This window comes from Bradyrhizobium sp. ERR14, from assembly GCF_014198235.1.
Taxonomy (GTDB): Bacteria; Pseudomonadota; Alphaproteobacteria; order Rhizobiales; family Xanthobacteraceae; genus Bradyrhizobium.
In genome coordinates, this window is the sequence record NZ_JACIHD010000016.1 from 94967 (window position 1) to 114607 (window position 19641).

General features: G+C 65.5%; 17 protein-coding genes. 10 read left to right on the forward strand and 7 right to left on the reverse strand.

Annotation, left to right across the window (positions count from 1 at the left end; genetic code table 11):
• The first annotated feature begins 94 nt into the window (after positions 1 to 94).
• The 4 genes from GGD62_RS30880 (at position 95) to GGD62_RS30895 (ending at position 7334) form a co-directional block, all read left to right on the forward strand.
• Positions 95 to 2509: a phosphoketolase gene (locus GGD62_RS30880; RefSeq protein WP_183711930.1), complete on the forward strand. Its 2415-nt coding sequence runs from the start codon at positions 95 to 97 to the stop codon at positions 2507 to 2509.
• A gap of 2 nt (positions 2510 to 2511) precedes the next feature.
• Complete coding sequence (locus tag GGD62_RS30885) at positions 2512 to 3702, forward strand: acetate/propionate family kinase (RefSeq protein WP_183711932.1); 1191 nt, start codon at positions 2512 to 2514, stop codon at positions 3700 to 3702.
• Positions 3703 to 3784: 82 nt separating this feature from the next.
• The gene (locus tag GGD62_RS30890) at positions 3785 to 5713 is read left to right on the forward strand and encodes a hypothetical protein (RefSeq protein ID WP_183711934.1); all 1929 of its coding nucleotides are present in this window, start codon (positions 3785 to 3787) and stop codon (positions 5711 to 5713) included.
• 10 nt (positions 5714 to 5723) lie between these two features.
• Positions 5724 to 7334 (forward strand): PEP/pyruvate-binding domain-containing protein, encoded by a 1611-nt coding sequence (locus tag GGD62_RS30895; RefSeq protein ID WP_183711936.1) that lies wholly within the window; start codon positions 5724 to 5726, stop codon positions 7332 to 7334.
• On the opposite strand, the gene GGD62_RS30900 is transcribed toward GGD62_RS30895, so the two are convergent.
• Positions 7328 to 8167, reverse strand: coding sequence for an RMD1 family protein (locus tag GGD62_RS30900; RefSeq protein WP_183238434.1), 840 nt, complete (start codon positions 8165 to 8167; stop codon positions 7328 to 7330). The genes GGD62_RS30895 and GGD62_RS30900 overlap by 7 nt on opposite strands.
• A gap of 325 nt (positions 8168 to 8492) precedes the next feature.
• On the opposite strand from GGD62_RS30900, the gene GGD62_RS30905 reads away from it, so the two are divergent.
• Together GGD62_RS30905 and GGD62_RS30910 are read left to right on the forward strand one after the other, a co-directional pair.
• Positions 8493 to 9068 carry a glycosyl transferase gene (locus tag GGD62_RS30905; protein WP_018323337.1) on the forward strand — a complete coding sequence of 192 codons (576 nt, stop codon included), beginning with the start codon at positions 8493 to 8495 and terminating at the stop codon, positions 9066 to 9068.
• Between the two features lie 62 nt (positions 9069 to 9130).
• Positions 9131 to 10090: a helix-turn-helix domain-containing GNAT family N-acetyltransferase gene (locus GGD62_RS30910; protein ID WP_183238435.1), complete on the forward strand. Its 960-nt coding sequence runs from the start codon at positions 9131 to 9133 to the stop codon at positions 10088 to 10090.
• Between the two features lie 181 nt (positions 10091 to 10271).
• Here GGD62_RS30910 and moaB read toward each other — a convergent pair whose 3' ends face one another.
• Together moaB and GGD62_RS30920 are read right to left on the reverse strand one after the other, a co-directional pair.
• Positions 10272 to 10835: a molybdenum cofactor biosynthesis protein B gene (moaB, locus tag GGD62_RS30915; RefSeq protein ID WP_092261518.1), complete on the reverse strand. Its 564-nt coding sequence runs from the start codon at positions 10833 to 10835 to the stop codon at positions 10272 to 10274.
• 161 nt (positions 10836 to 10996) lie between these two features.
• Positions 10997 to 11926, reverse strand: coding sequence for a neutral zinc metallopeptidase (locus GGD62_RS30920; protein ID WP_092261519.1), 930 nt, complete (start codon positions 11924 to 11926; stop codon positions 10997 to 10999).
• A gap of 433 nt (positions 11927 to 12359) precedes the next feature.
• Here GGD62_RS30920 and GGD62_RS30925 point away from each other — a divergent pair, with 433 nt between their 5' ends.
• From GGD62_RS30925 to GGD62_RS30935, 3 genes are all read left to right on the forward strand, one after another.
• Positions 12360 to 13490 carry a site-specific DNA-methyltransferase gene (locus tag GGD62_RS30925; RefSeq protein ID WP_283813345.1) on the forward strand — a complete coding sequence of 377 codons (1131 nt, stop codon included), beginning with the start codon at positions 12360 to 12362 and terminating at the stop codon, positions 13488 to 13490.
• 209 nt (positions 13491 to 13699) lie between these two features.
• Positions 13700 to 14026 carry a hypothetical protein gene (locus GGD62_RS30930; RefSeq protein WP_183711940.1) on the forward strand — a complete coding sequence of 109 codons (327 nt, stop codon included), beginning with the start codon at positions 13700 to 13702 and terminating at the stop codon, positions 14024 to 14026.
• 125 nt (positions 14027 to 14151) lie between these two features.
• On the forward strand, positions 14152 to 14838 hold the full coding sequence (locus GGD62_RS30935; protein ID WP_183711942.1) for a glutathione S-transferase family protein: 687 nt from the start codon (positions 14152 to 14154) through the stop codon (positions 14836 to 14838).
• Between the two features lie 58 nt (positions 14839 to 14896).
• Here the strand turns inward: GGD62_RS30935 and GGD62_RS30940 are convergent, their stop codons facing one another.
• From GGD62_RS30940 to GGD62_RS30950, 3 genes are all read right to left on the reverse strand, one after another.
• Positions 14897 to 16906 (reverse strand): methyl-accepting chemotaxis protein, encoded by a 2010-nt coding sequence (locus GGD62_RS30940; RefSeq protein WP_179735172.1) that lies wholly within the window; start codon positions 16904 to 16906, stop codon positions 14897 to 14899.
• A gap of 330 nt (positions 16907 to 17236) precedes the next feature.
• On the reverse strand, positions 17237 to 17446 hold the full coding sequence (locus tag GGD62_RS41580) for a DUF1127 domain-containing protein (protein ID WP_312012694.1): 210 nt from the start codon (positions 17444 to 17446) through the stop codon (positions 17237 to 17239).
• Positions 17447 to 17457: 11 nt separating this feature from the next.
• Positions 17458 to 17901: a nuclear transport factor 2 family protein gene (locus GGD62_RS30950; protein ID WP_183711944.1), complete on the reverse strand. Its 444-nt coding sequence runs from the start codon at positions 17899 to 17901 to the stop codon at positions 17458 to 17460.
• Between the two features lie 91 nt (positions 17902 to 17992).
• On the opposite strand from GGD62_RS30950, the gene GGD62_RS30955 reads away from it, so the two are divergent.
• Positions 17993 to 18910: a LysR family transcriptional regulator gene (locus tag GGD62_RS30955; RefSeq protein WP_179735553.1), complete on the forward strand. Its 918-nt coding sequence runs from the start codon at positions 17993 to 17995 to the stop codon at positions 18908 to 18910.
• Positions 18911 to 19017: 107 nt separating this feature from the next.
• On the opposite strand, the gene GGD62_RS30960 is transcribed toward GGD62_RS30955, so the two are convergent.
• Positions 19018 to 19638 carry a glutathione S-transferase family protein gene (locus GGD62_RS30960; protein WP_018323326.1) on the reverse strand — a complete coding sequence of 207 codons (621 nt, stop codon included), beginning with the start codon at positions 19636 to 19638 and terminating at the stop codon, positions 19018 to 19020.
• Positions 19639 to 19641 lie beyond the last annotated feature (3 nt).

The following is a 19641-nucleotide window of genomic DNA, read 5'->3' on the forward strand; positions in this document are numbered from 1 at the left end:
ACACCCGTCGCAACGATTTCGTTTGATGCCGGCCAGGGATCAATCGTCGCGGAACAATGTTGGTGACGATCGCCGGGTGAAGGTCAGCAGGAACATGACAAATCAACAACAATCGGCCGCGGCAAGCAGCAACCTCGACCTCCTCGATCGCTACTGGCGCGCCGCGAACTACCTCTCCGTCGGGCAAATCTACCTGCTCGACAATCCGCTGCTGCGCGAGCCCTTGCAGGCCGAGCACATCAAGCCGCGTCTGCTCGGCCATTGGGGCACGACGCCCGGCCTGAACTTCATCTACGCCCATCTCAACCGCGTCATCCGCGCGCTGGATGTCAGCGTGCTCTATGTCTGCGGTCCCGGCCATGGCGGGCCGGGCATGGTCGCCAACACCTATCTGGAAGGCAGCTATAGCGAGATCTATCCCGACATCGCGCGCGACACGGACGGATTGCGCAAGCTGTTCAGGCAGTTCTCCTTTCCCGGCGGCATTCCGAGCCACGCGGCGCCGGAAACGCCGGGCTCGATCCACGAAGGCGGCGAGCTCGGCTACGCGCTGGTGCATGCCTATGGTGCGGCGCTGGACAATCCCGACTTGATCGTGGCTTGCGTGGTCGGTGACGGCGAAGCGGAAACCGGCCCGCTCGCGGCCTCCTGGCACTCCAACAAGTTCCTGAACCCCGCGCATGACGGCGCGGTGCTGCCGATCCTGCATCTGAACGGCTACAAGATCGCCAACCCGACCGTGCTCGGGCGGATGCGGGACAGCGAGATCCGCGACCTGTTCCGCGGGTTCGGCCACGAGCCGCTGTTCGTCGCGGGCGACGATCCCAAATTGATGCATCAGGCCATGGCGGATGCGCTCGACGTTGCGCTCGCCAGCATCCGCTCGATCCAGCAGCACGCCCGCGACGGCCGCAAGGCAGTCGAGCGGCCGCGCTGGCCGATGATCGTGCTGCGCAGCCCGAAAGGCTGGACCGGCCCGAAAGAGGTCGACGGCAAGAAGGTCGAGGGTTTTTGGCGCGCGCATCAGGTGCCGGTGGCGGGCTGTCGCGAGAACCCGGCGCACCTCAAAGTGCTCGAAAACTGGATGCGCAGCTACGAGCCCGAAAAGCTGTTCGACCAGAGCGGGGCGCTCATTCCAGAACTTCAGGCGCTCGCGCCCGAAGGCATTCGCCGCATGGGCGCCAATCCGCATGCCAATGGCGGCCTGCTCAAGAAGGAGCTGAAGCTGCCAGACTTCCGCAGCTTCGCCATCGAGGTGCCGCAGCCCGGCGGCGTCGCAGCCGAAGCGACGCGCGAGCTCGGCAAATTCCTGCGCGACGTCATCCGCCTCAACGCGAAGGAGCGCAATTTCCGCATCATGGGCCCGGACGAGACCGCGTCAAACCGTCTGGACGCCGTGTTCGAGGAGACCGAGCGGGTCTGGATGGAGCCGATCGAGCCTTACGACGTGCATCTGGCGCAGGACGGCCGCGTCATGGAAGTCTTGAGCGAGCATCTCTGCCAGGGCTGGCTCGAGGGCTATCTGCTCACTGGACGCCACGGTTTCTTCTCCTGCTATGAGGCCTTCATCCACATCGTGGATTCCATGTTCAACCAGCACGCCAAATGGCTGAAGGTCACGCGCGATCTGCCATGGCGGCGCCCGATCGCCTCGCTCAATTATCTCCTGACCTCGCATGTCTGGCGGCAGGACCATAACGGCTTCAGCCATCAGGATCCCGGCTTCGTCGATCTCGTCGCCAACAAGAAGGCCGATATCGTTCGCATCTACTTCCCGCCGGATGCCAACACGCTGCTGTGGATCGCCGACCATTGCCTGCGGACCTATAACCGCATCAACGTGATCGTTGCCGGCAAGCAGCCGGCGCCGCAATGGCTGTCGATGCAGGAAGCAGCCACGCATTGCGATGCCGGCATCGGAATCTGGACCTGGGCGGGGACGGAAGATGCAACGGGCGAGCCCGACGTGGTGATGGCCTGCGCCGGCGATGTGCCGACGCTGGAGACGCTCGCCGCCGTCGACCTGTTGCGCAAGGCGCTGCCGGACCTGAAGATCCGCGTCGTCAACGTCGTCGACCTCATGACGCTGCAACCGAGGGATCAGCATCCTCATGGGCTTTCGGACCGCGACTTCGACAGCCTGTTCACGCGCGACAAGCCTGTCATCTTCGCCTATCACGGCTACCCCTATCTGATCCACCGCCTTACCTATAACCGCACCAACCATGCCGGCCTGCATGTGCGCGGCTTTGCCGAGGAAGGCACCACGACGACGCCGTTCGACATGGTCGTGCTCAACGAGCTCGACCGCTACCACCTCGCGATCGAAGCGATCGAACGCGTGCCCGGGCTGGCGGCTAGGGCCGCGCGGGCCAAGCAGCAATTCCGCGACAAGCTGATCGAGCATTCGCGGTATGTGCGCGAGCACGGCGAGGACATGCCTGATGTCCAGGGATGGGTCTGGCCCAACAGCTCCGGCGGCAACACCCCGACTGAGGCCGGCGATTAGCCATGCCGGACACGGTCCTCGTCCTCAACTCGGGATCGTCGAGCATCAAGTTCGGCCTGTTCGAGATCTCGGCTGTTGAACCCAACCTGCTCTGCAAGGGGCTGCTCGACGAGCACGAGGCAAAGCCCCGGCTGGTGGTGAAGAGCCCCGCCGGCGAAGACCTGTTCGAGACGCGGACAGAGGCGCCGGACGCCGATGGCGGCCATCTATTCGCCGATGTGCTCGCCTTCATCGAGGACCGGTTCGGCGAACATCATCTGCGCGCCGCCGGCCATCGCATCGTTCATGGCGGGCCGGACTATTCAGGCCCGGTCGCGCTGACCGACGACGTCGTCGCGAAGCTGGAGGCATTGACGCCGCTTGCGCCGCTGCACCAGCCGCGGTGCCTCGCGCCAATTCGCGCGCTCGCGGCGATCCGGCCAGCGCTGATGCAGATCGCGTGCTTCGACACGGCGTTCCATCACGGCCTGGCGCCGCCGGCGAGCCGCTTCGCCATTCCGAGGCGCTATGAGGAACGTGGCGTCCGACGCTACGGATTTCACGGCCTCTCCTTCGAATATGTCGCGCGCCGCCTCGCCGAGATTGCGCCGGAGCTCGTCGCCAAGCGCAGCGTCATCGCGCATCTCGGCAACGGCGCCAGCCTGTGCGCGTTACACCACGGACGCAGCGTCGACACCACCATGGGACTGACGCCGCTCGACGGCCTGGTGATGGGCACACGCTGCGGCACGATCGATCCCGGCGTGCTGCTCTATCTGCAACAGCACGAAAAGATGTCGATCGAGGATGTCCAGCACCTGCTCTATCACCAGTCGGGCCTGGTAGGCGTCTCGGGCATCTCCGCGGACATGCGCACGCTGCTGGCGAGCGGCGAGATTGCCGCACGGGAGGCGGTCGATCTCTTCACCTTCCGCGCGGCGCAGCAGGTCGCGATGATGGCGACCACGCTTGGCGGCCTCGATTGCCTGGTCTTCACCGGCGGCATCGGCGAGCACGCCAAGGAGATCCGCAGCGCGATCGGCGAGCGGCTCGGCTGGCTCGGCGTGCGGATCGATGCGACGGCGAATGACGACGCGCACGAACGCATCAGCAGCAGCGATAGCGCCGTCGACGTCCTCGTCATCCCGACCGATGAAGAGTTGACGATCGCGCGCCATTGCGCTGCTCTGATCCGCGACCGCCACGCCACGTGACGTTTTTATGAATGATCTGCCGCAATGATGCCGCCGCGGTTTCGCGGCATAGAGACTGCATCAATCCTCGGGCGGACGGATCATGAAAACCCACATCATCGAAGAGCTCGGACAAGACGGCATCCTGTTGCCCGCGCTGGTGGCGGAAGGGCTCGCCGCCAACGACCGCATCAAGGTGCGGATGAGCGCATTGCAGGCGGCGGCCCAGCATGCGCAGGAGCCGGGCCGGCCCGCCAGCGACCTTGGCGTCGAAAGCCAGACTGCGGGCATCGCCCCCGCCGGGATCGCGACGCTGATCGGCGGCGCCCATCTGATCGGACAGGGCCGGCTCGCGGCCCCCGACCTTGCTAAACTGATGCAGGAGATTGCGGACGACGCAGCGACCATGATCCGCGCCGTCGGCGCCGGCGCAGCGAGCGACGGCGAGAGAGCGCAGGCGCGGTTCGACGCCATCCGCGCAGCCGGCCTGCTCGAGGCCGCCGGCGAGATCGAGATGTCCCATGTCGCGCGTCTGACCGGCGTGGCCGACAGTGGCGGCGACAGCCTGCATCGCCTCGTCATGGATCTGCACAAGCAGCTCAACAGGCTTGCGGCGAGCTGCTCGGAGGAAGCGCTCGACGGCGCGCATGTCTTCGGCCTGCATAGCGAGGACCGGGCAGCCGTCGCCGCTTTCATGAAGGGCCTGAATGCGACGCGCGGTCTCAAGTTCAATCATCCCGGCCTCGACACCATGGCCACGCGCGTCGGCGGACGGCTGCTGATCCAGAACGACATCGGCACCACGGACGCCCATGTCGTCGTGATCGCGGTGAAGAAGAACACGGTCACCGTCACCTACACCGATGTGCATCTGGCCCGCGCGAAATTCTTCATTTCGCTGTTCGCCGATTTCGAGGCGAATTGGAGCGGGCTCGATCGTCACACCGCCGCAGGTCTCGGCGACGACAATTCGTTCTATCTCGTCACCGGCCAGTATGAGACCGGACACGCCTCCGATCGCAACGAATTCCTCACCGCGATCGGCGCCGCACTGGTCTTTCTGATCGACTGGAACAAGGCGCGCAAGCTGCTGAGGACCTGGGTCGCCAAGGAGGACGCGGCTCGCACCCTGGAATGGGCTGCGCGCCAGCGGATCGGCCATCGCGGCTTTCTCGAGCTCGGCGGCAACGATCTGCTCAGCTCCGCGGTCCGGAACGCCGCCCCCGCGCGGATCGGTTTCGGCGAGCGGCTCGACCAGGCGCTCGGCCGCACCGCCGCAATCGATTTCCTCAAGGCGTCGCTGCGTGCCTCCACCGAGGCGCTGCTTGCGGGCCGCTCGGTCAGGACGGTGCGCGACCAGATCGAGGCCGATCTGATGCGGCACCTGGATCGCGTCGACGGGGCTCTGCTGGCAGCCGTGCTGCGTCAGATCGGCCTCGCCCACGATCTCGTCGCCGCGATCTCGCGCCATATCGCCGCGTTGCGGACCGGTCAGCCTGCCGACGGCAAACTCCTGACGCAGCGCTGCGGCGCGATCGAGCAGAAGGCCGACCGGATCGCGCTCGAAAGCCGCAACGAGGTCGACCGCCTCAATGCGCGCCCGCTGATCGGGCAACTGATCGATCGCGCAGAGGAAGCCGTCGACGAGCTGGAGCAGGCCGCATTCATCGCCTCGCTGATGCCGGAAATGACCGATCCATCCCTTCTGGCATCGCTGGCCGAGCTTTGCGCGGTGGCACAGACCGCCACCGAAGCGGCCGCGAGCGGCGTCGCCGCTGCCATCGACGTGCCGGAAGGACGGCGCGCCGATTCCGAGGATGCGCTCTCCGCCGTGACCCGCCTGATCGACGCCGAACACGCCGCCGACAGTTGCGAACGCACGACGACCGCGCTGGTCTTCTGCGGCGGCTTCGACGTCGCGACCTCGCTGTCGGTGATCGAGCTCGCTCGCGCCGTCGAACGCGCCACCGACCGCTTCGCCGCGTTCGGGCATCTGCTCCGCCGTCACATCATGATCGATCTCGCAGCTTGAGGAAGTCACCATGCATATCGCGCGTATCGGCGCTGAAGCCGCCGAATTGCTGCCCGCCGAAGCAATCGGCGCCAAGGCCGCCAACCTCGCCCGCATGGCGGCACTGGGCCTGCCGGTGCCGCCTGCCTTCGTGCTCCCGGTGAAGCTCTGCGCCGACATCATTGCAGGCCATGCGCACGCCGCGCGACACCTGCGCGACGGCTTGAAGGAGGGCATCGCGTTCCTGGAGAGCGCCACGGGAAAGCGCTTCGGCGACCGCAGGCAACCGCTGCTGGTGTCGGTGCGTTCGGGCGCGGCACGATCAATGCCGGGCATGCTCGACACCGTTCTCAATGTCGGCTGCACGTCCGATGCCGTGCACGGCCTGATCCGCGCGACCGGCCGTCCGCGGCTCGGATGGGATTGCCGGCGCCGTTTCCTGGAGAGCTTTGGCGAAACCGTGCTCGAACTCAACCAGGCCGCTTTTGCCGCGCGCATTTCGGAGCTCGTCGCAACCGAGCACGCCGGCAGCGACCGTGAGCTCGACAGCGAAGCGCTGGAACGGCTCGCCGGCCGCGAGCAGGCGCTGATCGAGGATCGCGCCGACGGCTCGCTGGAGGATGCCTTCGCGCAGCTGGAGGCGGCAGCCCAGGCGGTCTATCGCTCCTGGATGAGCGAGCGTGCGCAGACCTATCGAGGTCTCCAGCACCTCGAAGCGCTCGAGGGCACCGCCGTGACCGTGCAGGCGATGGTCTTCGGCAATGGCGGTCTCGCCTCCGGCGCGGGCGTGGCATTCTCGCGCGATCCGTCGACGGGCGCGCGGCGCCCGATGATCGACCTCGTCCTCGATGCGCAGGGTGAAGACGTCGTTTCCGGAAGACGCGCACCTGATACGGCCGAGGCGATCGCCCGCGAGCTGCCGAAACTCGAATCGGAGCTTGGCGATGTGCTGAAGCGACTGGAGGGCGCGTTCGCCGACGTCCAGGATGTCGAGTTCACCGTCGACAACGGCAAGCTCTGGATCCTCCAGACCCGGGCGGCCAAGCGTACGCCGCGGGCCGCCGCCAGGATCGCGATCGACCTCGTGCATGAAGGCCTGATCTCGAAAGACGAGGCATTGGGGCGGATTGCGGAGATCGACCTCGCCTCGCTCACCGAAACCAGACTGGTTTCCCCCGGCAGACCCGCAACGACCGGCATCGGCGCCTCCGGCGGCATCGGTATCGGACGGGCGGCGTTCTCGTCCGAAAGCGCTCAGCGCCTGTCGGCCGCCGGCGAGCCGGTCATCCTGCTGCGTCCCGACACCAGCACCGCCGACGTCGCAGGCTTCGCCCTGGCCGCCGGCATCGTCACCTCGGTCGGGGCGCGCACCTCACATGCGGCCCTGGTGGCGCGGCAGATGGGCAAACCCTGCGTGGTCGGTTGCCGTGCGCTGAAGATCGATCCTGTCGCGGGGCGGGCCGAGCTCGGCGATGTCGCATTTGCCGAAGGCGATTGGATTACGATCGAAGGCGATGCCGGAGAGCTCCATCTCGGACGTTGCGAGACGATCCGGACACGGCCCGAAGCCGAGCTTGCCGAGATCGCCGCGTGGCAGGCGCAATCTGGCCGACATGACAGACGCGCCGACGCGACTCAGTGAGTGCCGGTCAGGATCTGAAAACATCCGATCGCGACCTCGATCACGATCAGCACCACGACCGCGATCTCCAGGCGGAGCGAGCGCTGGGTGTCGATGATGTCGGTCAGCGCATTGGCGGTCTCCGACACCGCGGTGAGCTTGCGCTCGAGCGTGTCGAGGCGTTCTTTCAGCTCGTACTCGTCCTCGAGGCGGGAATAGAGCCGGTCGAGCTCGGGCTTCTCCCAGAGCACGTCGGGCTTCTCGGCGATCGCGACGCGGCCGGCGACGCGCTGCTGCACCAGCAGTGCATTGCCGATCAGTTGCAGGATGCCCTTGCGACGGCGCGGCGTGCGGCCGTGCTCGGCGAGCTCCCGCGCAAACGGCTCGATCACATCGAAGACCGCGGCGACGCGGCGCTCGTCCCGCGCGAGCGACGTGCTTTTGGCAAGCGCGTCCGCAACCAGCAGCAGCCGGTCGTCGGAGAACTTTGCGAGGCAGATCGGCCCGCCCGGCTGGATCGCTTCAGTGCTTTCATCCTTGCAGAGCTGTGCCTGCGCGATCTCTTCCTCATATGGGCTGAGCTCGCCGATCACCCGCGGCTTCAGGCTGTCGATCAGCACTTTCTCCTCGGACGGGAGCAGCCCGATCAGCACCACGACGCCGTAACGGAAGATCACGGCAAGGCCGGCATGGACACGGAAGGCGGCGGGCGTCGACGAGACCAGCGTGCCGATCTCGAGACCGGCGGCATTGATGCGGTCGCCCAGCATCAGCGCGCGGATCCGCAAGGTCGGCGCAGCCTCCGGCTTCGGCGACGTTGACGCCGTGCCAACAGCGAGTTGATCGGCGTTCACAGGAAGCCTCCACCGGCACCAAAGTCACACATTTCCCGTTCGAACCTTTCTTGCAGGGCGCACCCTCCCTGCAGGAGCCGGCTACCCGCGCGCCGCGCAATGTCGCCGTAAAACTCCGGGTTAATACCCCCGGGACGCGCTTGTGCCGAAACATTCGGCAACATCGCCAACCCGCGCGTGACACATTTGGCTGCGAGGACTGGCTGCAGTTTACCATCGCACGTCGAGGCGCGGCCGGAAAGTTGCACTCGGCAACGCCACGTGTTTATGACAACATCATAACAAGCTACGCTTCTCCCGAAGTGCAGACATTGAAGCCTCAATCATGCTGAGCGTCATCATTCCGACCGAAGGCGTCGAGCAGACCGCGGTGGCGACTCTGGCCGCGCTGGTCCCCGGGGCCGCCGCCGGCGTCATCCGCGAGGTGCTTCTGGTCGACGGCACCCGCAACGGCGTCATCGAGCGGGTTGCCGACGTCGCAGGCTGCCGTTTCGTCGGCTTCGAGGGATCTTCGCAAGGCGCCGCGCTCGCGGCCGGCGCGCTCCAGGCCCGCTCGCCGTGGCTGATGTTCCTGCCCGCAGGCGCCGTGCTCGAAACCGGCTGGATCGAGGAAACCACCCAGTTCATCCAGGCCGTCGCGACCAGCGGACGGGACCGTGCTGCCGTGTTCCGCTATGCGCGCTCGCCTTACGTCGATACCGGATTGCGCGACGTCCTCCGGGCCGTGGTGCGCAGGGTGATCGGCCCGCTCGGCGATCAGGGCCTTTTGATTGCGCGTGATCATTACGACCGGATCGGCGGTTACCCGCCGCAGGCCCGCCGTTCCGAGGCACGGCTGCTGCGCCGGCTCGGCCGCTCGTCCCGGACCATGCTGCGCAGCCGGATCGTCATGGTCGGCTGAAGTCACCACATACTTGCCAAAGTCAAATAATTAATTGACAATGGCAAGTATCGAGGTGCCCCATGCCATCAAGCTCTTCCCCATCAGCTCTTGCGATCGAACAGGTCGCTGACGATCGCATCGCGGCGGTCCGGGCCTTCAACCGCTTCTATACCCGCAAGCTCGGTGTGCTCGACCAGCATCTTGGAAAGAGCCCGTTCTCGCTCAGCGAGGCCCGGGTGCTCTACGAACTCGCGCATCGCGACGAGCTGGCGGCAAAGGAGATCGGGAACGAGCTTGGCCTCGACCCCGGCTATCTCAGCCGCATCGTGCAAAGCTTCGACGAAAAGGGGCTGATCACGCGAAGGCCCCTGCCCGCCGATCGCCGGCAATACCAGCTCAGTCTCACCGCCAAGGGCCGCCAGACCTACGCCAAGCTGAACCTGAGCTCGCAAAACGAGGTCGCCGCAATGCTGGCCCAGCTTTCGGCCAGCGATGCAGCGCGGCTCACGCAGGCCATGGCGACCATCGAGGCCGTGCTGGAGCAACGTCGAACCCAGCCTGCGGCCTTCATGCTGCGCAGCCATCGCGTCGGCGACATGGGCTGGGTCATCTCCAAGCAGGCCGCCGCCTATGCCGCGGACTACAACTGGGACATCAGCTACGAAGCGCTGGTCGCCGAGATCTGCGCACAATTCATCAAGAACTATGACGCCGCGCGCGAGCACTGCTGGATCGCGGAAGTGGGCGGCGAGCCGGTCGGCTCGATCTTCCTGGTCAAGGCCACGGACGAGATCGCCAAGCTGCGCCTGTTGCAGGTGGAGAAGAAGGCGCGCGGGCTCGGTGTCGGCCGCGCGCTGGTCGAGCAGTGCATCCAGGGCGCACGCGAGCGGGGCTACAGCAGGATGACGCTGTGGACGCAAAGCATCCTGGTTGCCGCGCGCGGCATCTATCAAAGTGCAGGCTTCAAGCTCGTGAAGGAAGAGAAGCACCACAGCTTCGGTGCCGATCTGGTCGGCGAGACCTGGGAGCGGGATCTCTGATTTTGCGACGAGCGCGATGCGCATGAATGTGCCCTCGCCCCTTGTGGGAGAGGGCAGCGACGCCGGCAGACACAGGCTCACTTGGGTGAGGGGTATGTCTCAGCGTATTCCGTGCGGATAGAGACCCCTCATCCGGCGCTTCGCGCCACCTTCTCCCACAAGGGGAGAAGGGAGAAAGCAATCACACCGTGGCGCCTTGCGCCTTCGGCCGGCGCAGATGCTCGTCCAGCCGCGGCATGATCTCGACGAAATTGCAGGGCCGCGTGCGGTAGTCGAGCTGAGCGGCAAGGATGCCGTCCCAGCCGTCGCGGCAGGCGCCGGGGGAGCCTGGCAGGCAGAAGATGTAGGTCGCACCCGCGACGCCGGCGGTGGCGCGGCTCTGGATCGTCGACGTCCCGATCTTGGCGTGGCTCAGCAGGTGGAACGCGATCGAGAAACCGTCCATGCGCTTTTCGAACAGCGGCTCGATCGCCTCCGGCGTGACGTCGCGCCCGGTGAAGCCCGTGCCGCCGGTGGTGATGACGACGTCGATGCCCGCATCCGCGATCCAGCGGCGAACGACGGCGCGGATCGCCTCGACATCGTCGGTGACGATCTCGCGGGCGGCGAGGCGATGGCCCGCTGCGGCAAGGCGGTCGGCGAGCGTCTGGCCGGACTTGTCATCCGCGAGCGCACGGGTGTCGGACACGGTGAGCACCGCGATGTCGAGCGGGATGAATTGTTTTGCTTCGTCGATGGAGGCCACGACTTCACTCCTGTTTCCTGCCCACCGCCGTCATCCTGAGGTGCGCGCCGTGCGGTGCAAGGGCACCGCAGGGCGAGCCTCGAAGGATGGGCCGCAGGCTCCGCCATCCTTCGGGGCTCGCCAAGTGGCGAGCACCTCAGGATGACGCCACTAATAGCTTACTACTGCCCGCCGCCGAACGTGTTGCAGGCCTGGACCGTGCCCTGCTGATAGCCGGTCATGAACCACTGCTTGCGCTGCGCGGCCGAGCCGTGGGTGAAGGAATCGGGCACGACGCGTCCCGTGGCCTGGCGCTGCAGCGTGTCGTCGCCGATCGCGCTCGCCGTGGTCAGCGCGGCGTCGATGTCGCCGGGCTCGAGGAAGTTCGGACGCTTCTTCGACTCGCGATTGACCCAGACGCCGGACAGGCAATCGGCCTGCAATTCGACCTTCACCTGGAGCGCGTTGGCCTCCGCCTTCGAGCCCGCCTGCTGCTGCAGCCGCGTCACGCGCGGAATGATGCCGAGCAGGTTCTGGATGTGATGGCCGGCTTCGTGCGCGATGATGTAGGCGGTGGTGAAATTGCAGGCGGACTTGCCGGAGCAGCCGCGGAAGCGCGTCTCGACCTCGCGGAAGAACGAGGTGTCGAGGAAGATGGTGCGATCCGGCGGACAATAGAACGGCCCCATCGCCGACTCTGCCCGGCCGCAGCGGCCGCCATTGGTGACGTTGCGGAACAGCACGACCTTCGGACCGGTGTAGGACTGGCCCGAGGCCTGGAAGATTTCGCTCCAGCGATCGTCGATCTCGCCGAGAATGCCGGAGATCATGCTGCCCATCTCGTCCGTCGGCGCGCCACGCTTGCCTGACGAGGCCTGGCGATCGGTCTGATAGCTCGGCGCCTGGCCGCCGCCGGTGAGAATCTCGGCACCGCCGATCAGGATGCGCGGATCGATGCCGAAGGCATAGCCGACGAGGCCGAGCACGATGATGGTGCCGATGCCGAGCCCGCCGCCGCCCATCGGCAGGCCGAACCCGCCGCCTCCACCGCCGCCACCCTCGTCGCGACGATCCTCGATGTCGTCGCTGCGGCGGAAGTCATCGTAACGCATGGCGGCCTTCCCTTTGGAGCCCCCGATTCCCGGGACCCCTGATTCAGTTTCGTCGGCGCGCAGGAGCGCGAAAGCTCAACGCGCCACACACGTAAAATTTCCCTTGCCTTTATCAATATCGTGGCCGGCAAAAATTGCCTAGTGTGGCAACATGGCGATGCCAGCAATTTTTTCCGAGGGTCGAGCAATTTTTTCCGAGAGAAGTTTGGGGCTTTTTTGGCGCCGGGGCTGCTCCCGCAACGCGAAGAATTGCGAAATACACTGTAAAACACGACGAATGCGCACGACGACCAGCGCGCCGGACGCGGTGCGGGGACTGCTCACGAAAGCGGCGGGTTAAGTCGATTTTTACTTTGCCGCTTCAATGTAACGGTCAGTCGGTTGTTTGGTCCCGCGTCGCCGACAGCGTCGCCTGAGTCAGAGTTCTTGAGTCATGGTAGAGTCGCGTCGCGGGGCGTCTGCAAGGGCGCCCCGCACAAATTTTGAGTCCGCCTCGCATCGCATCATTCTCGGTGATTGCGTCGCCGAGATGTCGAAGCTTCAGGCTGGTTCGGTCGATCTCGTGTTCGCCGATCCGCCCTACAATCTCCAGCTCAAGGGCGATCTCAAGCGCCCCGACGAATCCCATGTCGACGCCGTCGACGACGACTGGGACAAGTTCGATTCGTTCTCCGCCTATGACGATTTCACCCGCGCCTGGCTGCTTGCCGCGCGCCGCGCGATGAAGCCGTCGGCGACGATCTGGGTGATCGGCTCCTATCACAACATCTTCCGCGTCGGCGCGATCATGCAGGACCTCGGCTTCTGGCTCCTGAACGACATCGTCTGGCGCAAGTCGAACCCGATGCCGAATTTCCGCGGCCGCCGCTTCACCAACGCGCACGAGACCATGATCTGGGCGGCGCGCGACGAAAAGGCCAAGGGCTACACGTTCAACTACGAGGTGCTGAAGGCCGCGAACGAGGACGTGCAGGCACGCTCCGACTGGCTGATCCCGCTCTGCACTGGCGAGGAGCGCCTCAAGGGCGCCGACGGCAAGAAAGTGCATCCGACGCAGAAGCCGGAAGGCCTGCTCGCACGCGTGCTGCTGTCCTCATCCAGGCCCGGCGATCTCGTGATCGATCCCTTCAACGGCACCGGCACCACCGGCGCGGTCGCAAAACGCCTCGGCCGCTCCTATATCGGCTTCGAGCGCGACAAGACCTATGCGAAGGCCGCGGAAGCCCGCATCGCCAAGGTCGAGCCGCTGCCGGAGGAGAGCCTCGCCCCGTTCATGACTGCGCGCGAAGCACCGCGGGTCGCATTCTCCGAGCTGATCGAGCGCGGCATGATCATGCCCGGCACGAAGCTGTTCGACGCCAAGAAGAAGCTCGGCGCATTGGTGCGTGCCGACGGCGCCATCATGTTCGGCGACAAGGTCGGCTCGATCCACCGCATCGGCGCGGTGGCGCAGGGCGCGCAAGCCTGCAACGGCTGGACCTTCTGGCACGTCGAGACCAAGAAGGGTCTCAAGCTGATCGACGAGCTGCGCGCCGAAATCCGCGCCGGCATGGCGGCGGAGTAGCCGCTTCCCACGATCTTGTAGGGTGGGCAAAGCGACTTGTCCGCCATAGCTCGAAGAGCGACGGCGGAAGCGTGCCCACGTCCTTCCCAATTGACGCGAAGACGTGGGCACGGCGCAAACGCGCCTTTGCCCACCCTGCGGCGCCTTGAATGGGGCGGCAGTCGGGACTAGATTTGCCCGGTCAGCTCCCGTCCTGACCGGTGGGCCCCATGCGACGACAGTCCGAGACATTGCTGTTGGTGCCGCTGCTGCCGATCTTCCTGCTCGGCATGTTTCCGATGTTCCTGATCGCCCTGCTGGGATTCTTCGGCCTCGCGCTGCTCGGCGTGCTCGTGATCTGCGTCGGGCTCGCCAGCAGCAACGAGGCTCACGACAATTTCAATCACGACGTCATCGTTCACGGCTATGCGCGCGGATCGGAGCGCGCGGCGCGGGCCTCCGACATGCATCTGGCCACGCGGCTCGGACTGCGGCTGGAAGCGGTCGGCGCCGCGATGGTCATTACGGCGGCAATCGGCCTTTGTTACGCCGGCTGATCTGCGTGGCGCGCAGATACCGCCCGGCAAACTCGCCGGTTGCCCTCCCGCAACGGGTTCAGGCAAGACGGGCGGCGCGGCCATGACGCTGCGTTCGCGCCTTGCAACAAACATTGGGGAGATCGATGCTCAAATTCTATTTCAACGGATCGCCGAACCCGACCAAGGTTGCGCTCTATCTCGAAGAGTCCGGCCTGCCCTTCGAGCCGGAGAAGGTCGACACCCGCAAGGGCGAGCAGTTCACGCCGGAATTCCTCAAGATCAATCCGAATGCCAAGGTCCCGGCGATCGACGATGGCGGCACCATCGTGTTCGACAGCAACGCCATCCTGCTTTATCTCGCCGAGAAGACCGGCAAGTTCCTGCCCGCCGCGAGCGTGCGCGGCGAAACATTGTCATGGCTGATGTTCATCGCCACCGGCGTCGGGCCATATTCGGGTCAGGCCGTGCACTTCAAGCATTTTGCGCCGAAGGACCAGAACCACGACTACGCCCATAACCGCTACCAGTACGAGACCGACCGCCACTACAAGATTCTCGACGCTCACCTCAAAGGGCGCAGCTACATGGTCGGCGACAGCTATTCGATCGTCGACATGGCGCTGTGGGGCTGGGCGCGGATGCTGCCGTTCAAGCTCGGCGACGACGCCTTTGCGCGCTACCCGAATGTGAAGCGGCTGGTCGACGAGATCTCGGCGCGCCCGGCGGCTGCGCGTGCGATCGCTCTGAAGGACAAGTTCACCTTCAAGGCCGAGATGGACGACGAGGCGCGCGCCAACATGTTCAAGCACATGGCGACCAAGGTCGCCTGAGCGCACCGCGCCGCTCTTCGAGGCCACGCGCATGCGCGTGGCCTTTTGCGTTTGGGATTCAGGCGGCGTGGACCGAGTTCAGGAACTTGGCCACTTCGAGCTTGAGGCGGTTGCTGTCGGCCGACAGCGAGCGCGCTGCCGACAGCACCTGCGATGAGGCCGACCCGGTTTCGGAGGCACCGCGCTGCACGTCGCCGATGTTGGACGACACCCTCTGCGTGCCATGAGCCGCCTGCTGGACGTTGCGGGAAATCTCCTGCGTCGCCGCGCCCTGCTGCTCCACGGCGGCCGCGACCGTCGACGAAATCTCCGACAGCCGCTCGATCGTGCCGCTGATCTCCCTGATGGAGCCGACCGATTCCTCCGTCGCGGCCTGGATGCCGGACACCTGCTGGGCGATCTCGCCGGTGGCCCTCGCAGTCTGCTCGGCGAGCGCCTTGACCTCGGAGGCGACGACGGCAAAGCCGCGGCCGGCTTCACCTGCGCGCGCCGCCTCGATGGTGGCGTTCAGCGCCAACAGATTGGTCTGGCCGGCGATGGTGCTGATCAGTTCGACCACGTCGCCGATCCGCGCGGCGGCCTTGGAGAGCGCGCCGACCCGGTCATTGGTCCTGCTCGCCTGACCAACGGCCTCGACCGCGATGCGGGCGGATTCCTGCACCTGGCGGGCAATCTCGGACACCGAGGAGGACAGCTCCTCGGTCGCCGATGCAACCGCCTGCACATTGGCCGACGCCTCCTGCGAGGCGCTGGCGACCTCCGTCGACAAATCCTGGGCCCGCGAAGCGGTCGTGGTCAAGGTGCCGGCGGAGGCTTCGAGCTCGTTCGATGCCGACGACACGGTGTTCACGATCTCGCCGACCGCCTGCTCGAACTGATCAGCGAGCCTGACCATGTCTTTCTTGCGGCTTTCGGCCTGCCGCGCCTCGACCTCGGTCTGCTCGGCGCGCAGGCGCTCGGTCTCGACCATGTTGTCCTTGAACACCTGGATCGCCTTGGCCATGTCGCCGATCTCGTCGGCCTTGCCGCGCCCGGGAATCTCGACCTCGAGATTGCCGCCGGCAAGCCGCCCCATTGCGCTCGTCATCGAGGCCAGCGGACCGACGATGCTGCGGGCGATCAGGAAGGCGACGATGCCGCCGAACAGGATGGCGAGGCCGCCGGCGATCTCCTGAACGGTCGTCGTGCCGGCGATCACGGCTTCGGCGGTCGCACGCGAGTCCTGATAGTCCTTCTTCAGGGTCGTTTCCGCGGCCTTGAGCCTGCCGACGCTGTCGACGATGAGAGGCGCGAGGTCCTTGTGGTAGATCTCGTCGGCCTGAAGCATCGCGGCGGACGTCGTCTCGAACGCCGATTTGTAGATGCCGAGCGAGGTCTTCACCGGCGCGAGCGTGGATCGCAATTCCGCTGCCTGCGGGCTCTTTTCGAGAGCCGCGAGCCGTTGCGCCGCCCGGTCTACGCTCGCCCTGAAATTCGCGGGTCCCTGCGCGTCGCGCAAGGCCAGGAAACGCCAGTTTGCGACCCGAACAAGGAGGATCCTGGATTCGAGGTCGGCGACGAGGGCCGCGGTGTCTTCGTCGACGGCTGCGCGCGCCGCATCGACCAGCTTGCCCATCTTGACGGCCAGCTCTTCGCCGCTCGGCAGCAACGTGGCCTTGCCCGTTCTCGCCTCGTTGACGGCGTCGCCGAGGTTGTCACGCAAGCGTCGCATCTTGGCAATGTCGTCGATGAGGCCGTTGTAGAGCGCTCGCCGATCCTCCGAGAGCGTCCCCTTGGCGCCGACCCGCAACAGCTCGATCGCAGCGGTTTCCCGCTCTTGCGCCTCTTTCATCGCGGGCTCGTTGGCGTCGTAGACGTAACGCAGATTGGCCCGCTGGATCGCCTGAAGATGGGTCGATATTTCCAAAACCCGCGCCGTGCTGTCCGAAAGTGCGGATTGTCTCGCGACCTGATCCTGCACCGCCCGCAAATTCCAGACGGCAACCACCGCCATCGCGAGACCGACCGCCACCAAGGCCATGAAGCCTGCGTACAGGCGTCCCCTGATCCGCAAACGAAACTTCGGCATTCCCACTGTCCACCCAGATGCATTTCACTTCGAGCGGCCGAACAAGTCCGGCAAATCGTCACGACCACCCTGGCAGCCGCGCGTCTTTGCGACCCACGCTGCACCGCGACACAATGGGGGACACTCGTTAATTGAACCTTCCCATTTTTCGCGCGCACCAAAGCGGCGCGCACAATATCTGCTGATTTTATAGCCAGTTGCGCTACGCCCTTGGCGCAAGGCGTGCGACCCATGCAGATAGATACCTGCATGGGGCGCCCGGATGCATGCCTGCCTACGCGGTGGCCTGCTGCAATTGCCGCCCTGAATCCCTCCGTTCTCTCTCTATTTTCAATTCCGCCGGAAGGGCTTCTTCAGCTCGTACTCAATCTCCGAACGAGACATCCCGCAGTCCAGAAGCTCCCGCTCGCTCATCATGACGAGCTGACGGCGCGCCGAAGACCGCTCGCGCCTGATACGGACGATCTCCGCCAGTCTTTGCCAGACCGACGCGACCATCGCCCACGGTGACGGACGTCGCCGGCGGGCGGACCAGATCATGCTCAAGTCGGTCAGCCCGCGGCTCTGACGCCCCCTTGGGGAAAAGAACCGAGCGCCCGCTCGGTCAGGATCGAGTCGCAGTACTCGCGGATCTCCTTGATCTTGCCGTCCTCGAGACGAAACACCAGGCAATAGTCATTGTCGTAGCGCACGCCTTCGGGCGTGACGTTGTCGCCCTTGGCCTCCACGACGACCACATCGCCGTCGGAGATGAAGCGGTGCGCGACGGTGCGCGTGCGGTCGCGCAGGCGGGTGCGCACATAGCCGTGCAGATCGTTGAGGATCGACTCCTTGCCCGAGAAGGTGCGCGACCAGGAATACTGGCCGGTCACGACCCATTTGGCATCTTCGGCAAGGCTTGCGGCGAACAGGGCGCGATCGCGCGCGGCCGGATCGGGATTGGCGGCGGCGGCGAAAATATCCTGCATCAGTTTCTTGTTGGCGCTCGCGTTCATGGCGGCATCTCCGTTTGGTGGGAATGCGGAGATCATCGCCGCAGCATCAAAATTCTTCAAATCGATAGAGAATATGATATCTATTCGCTTGATGAATTTGAATTCGCTTGACCTCAACCTGCTGACCGCGCTCGACGCCCTGCTGCGCGAGGCCAGTGTCAGCCGCGCCGCGCTCCGGATGGGCCTGTCGCAGCCGGCGGCCAGCCACGCGCTGCAGCGCCTGCGCGACATACTTGGCGATCCGCTGCTGGTGCGCACCGGCGCGCGGATGGAGCTGACGCCGCGGGCACAGGCCCTGCGCGCGCCGCTGGCGCAGGCGCTCGATCAGGTGCGCGGCCTGTTCGTGCCCGATGACTTCGATGCCGCACGCAGCGAACGGCAATTCCGCCTGATGATGCCGGATCTCGCAGTCGAGTTGCTGATGCCGCCGCTGATGGAGAAGGTGACGCGGGCCGCGCCCAACGTCCGCATCGACATCGTGCCATGGCGGGGATCGGCGATCTTCCACGCCGAGTTCGCCCGCACCATCGACCTTGTGATCTCGATCGGCAACGCCTTCAAGGGCTTTCACCGCCAGCTGCTCTACGTCGACAGCGACGCGCTGGCGGTGAGGCGCGGCCATCCGATGGGCGCCAAGCTGAAGCGGCGCGAGACGTTCCTGGCCGCGCGCCATGTCGGCGTGATCATCCGAGGCAGCAACGAGGATCTGATCGACACCTGGCTCAGGGCCAAGGGCATCGAGCGGCACATCTCGCTGGTCGTGTCAGGCTATCTCGAAGCGCTGCACGTCGCCGCCCGCACCGATCTCGTCGCCTTCGTGCCACGCCGGCTGATCGCAGCACTGTCGAAGCAGCTCGGCCTCGTCGCGGTGACCCCGCCGCTCGACCCCGGGATCGACGAGCAGTTCATGTTCTACCCGACCCGCGCGCAGATGGACCCCGGCTCGATCTGGCTGCGGCGGCTGATGCTGGAGACGGGGCGGGAATTGGAGAAGCGGAAGGCTGGGTAGCTCCCGTAGGGTGGGCAAAGCGGAGCGTGCCCACCACATGTCGCCGGCGGAAAAAGATCGTGGGCACGGCGCTTTGCGCCTTTGCCCACCCTACAAGAGCCGGGCTCTTACGCCTTCTGCGCGGCCATCACCTTTGCTACGGCGGGACGATCCGACATGCGCTTGAAATGATCGGCGATCTTCGGCGTCGCGTTGATGTCGACGCTGTCGCCTTCGAGCCAGGTCGAGAGCGTGTAGAGATAGGGATCGCAGATCGTGAACTGATCGCCCATCACCCAGGGCCCCCGAAACATCTTCTGCTCGATTAGGGCGAAGCAGGCGCCCATGGTCTTCGGGACCATCGCCTTCATGTCGGCGAACGAGCTCTCCTGCGTCGCCCAGCGCGGACCGCGCATCTTGTGGGCATGATTGATGTGCACGGTCGAGCAGAGGTAGGAGTTGAACGACTGCACCTGGGCGAAGTCGAAGGGATCATCGAGCGGCGCGAGCTTCGCCTTCGGGAAGGTCTGCGCGAGATAGGCCAGCATCGCCGGCGTCTCGGTGAGGACGCCGCGATCGGTCACCAGCGCCGGCACGCGGCCCTTCGGGTTGATCTTGAGATAATCCGGGCTGTTCTGCTGGTTGTCCTTGAAGCTCAGCCGTTCAGCCGTGTAGTCGGCACCCGCCTCCTCCAGGGTGATGTAGGTGGCGAGCGCGCAGGTGCCGGTCGCGTAATAGAGCTTGAGCATGTC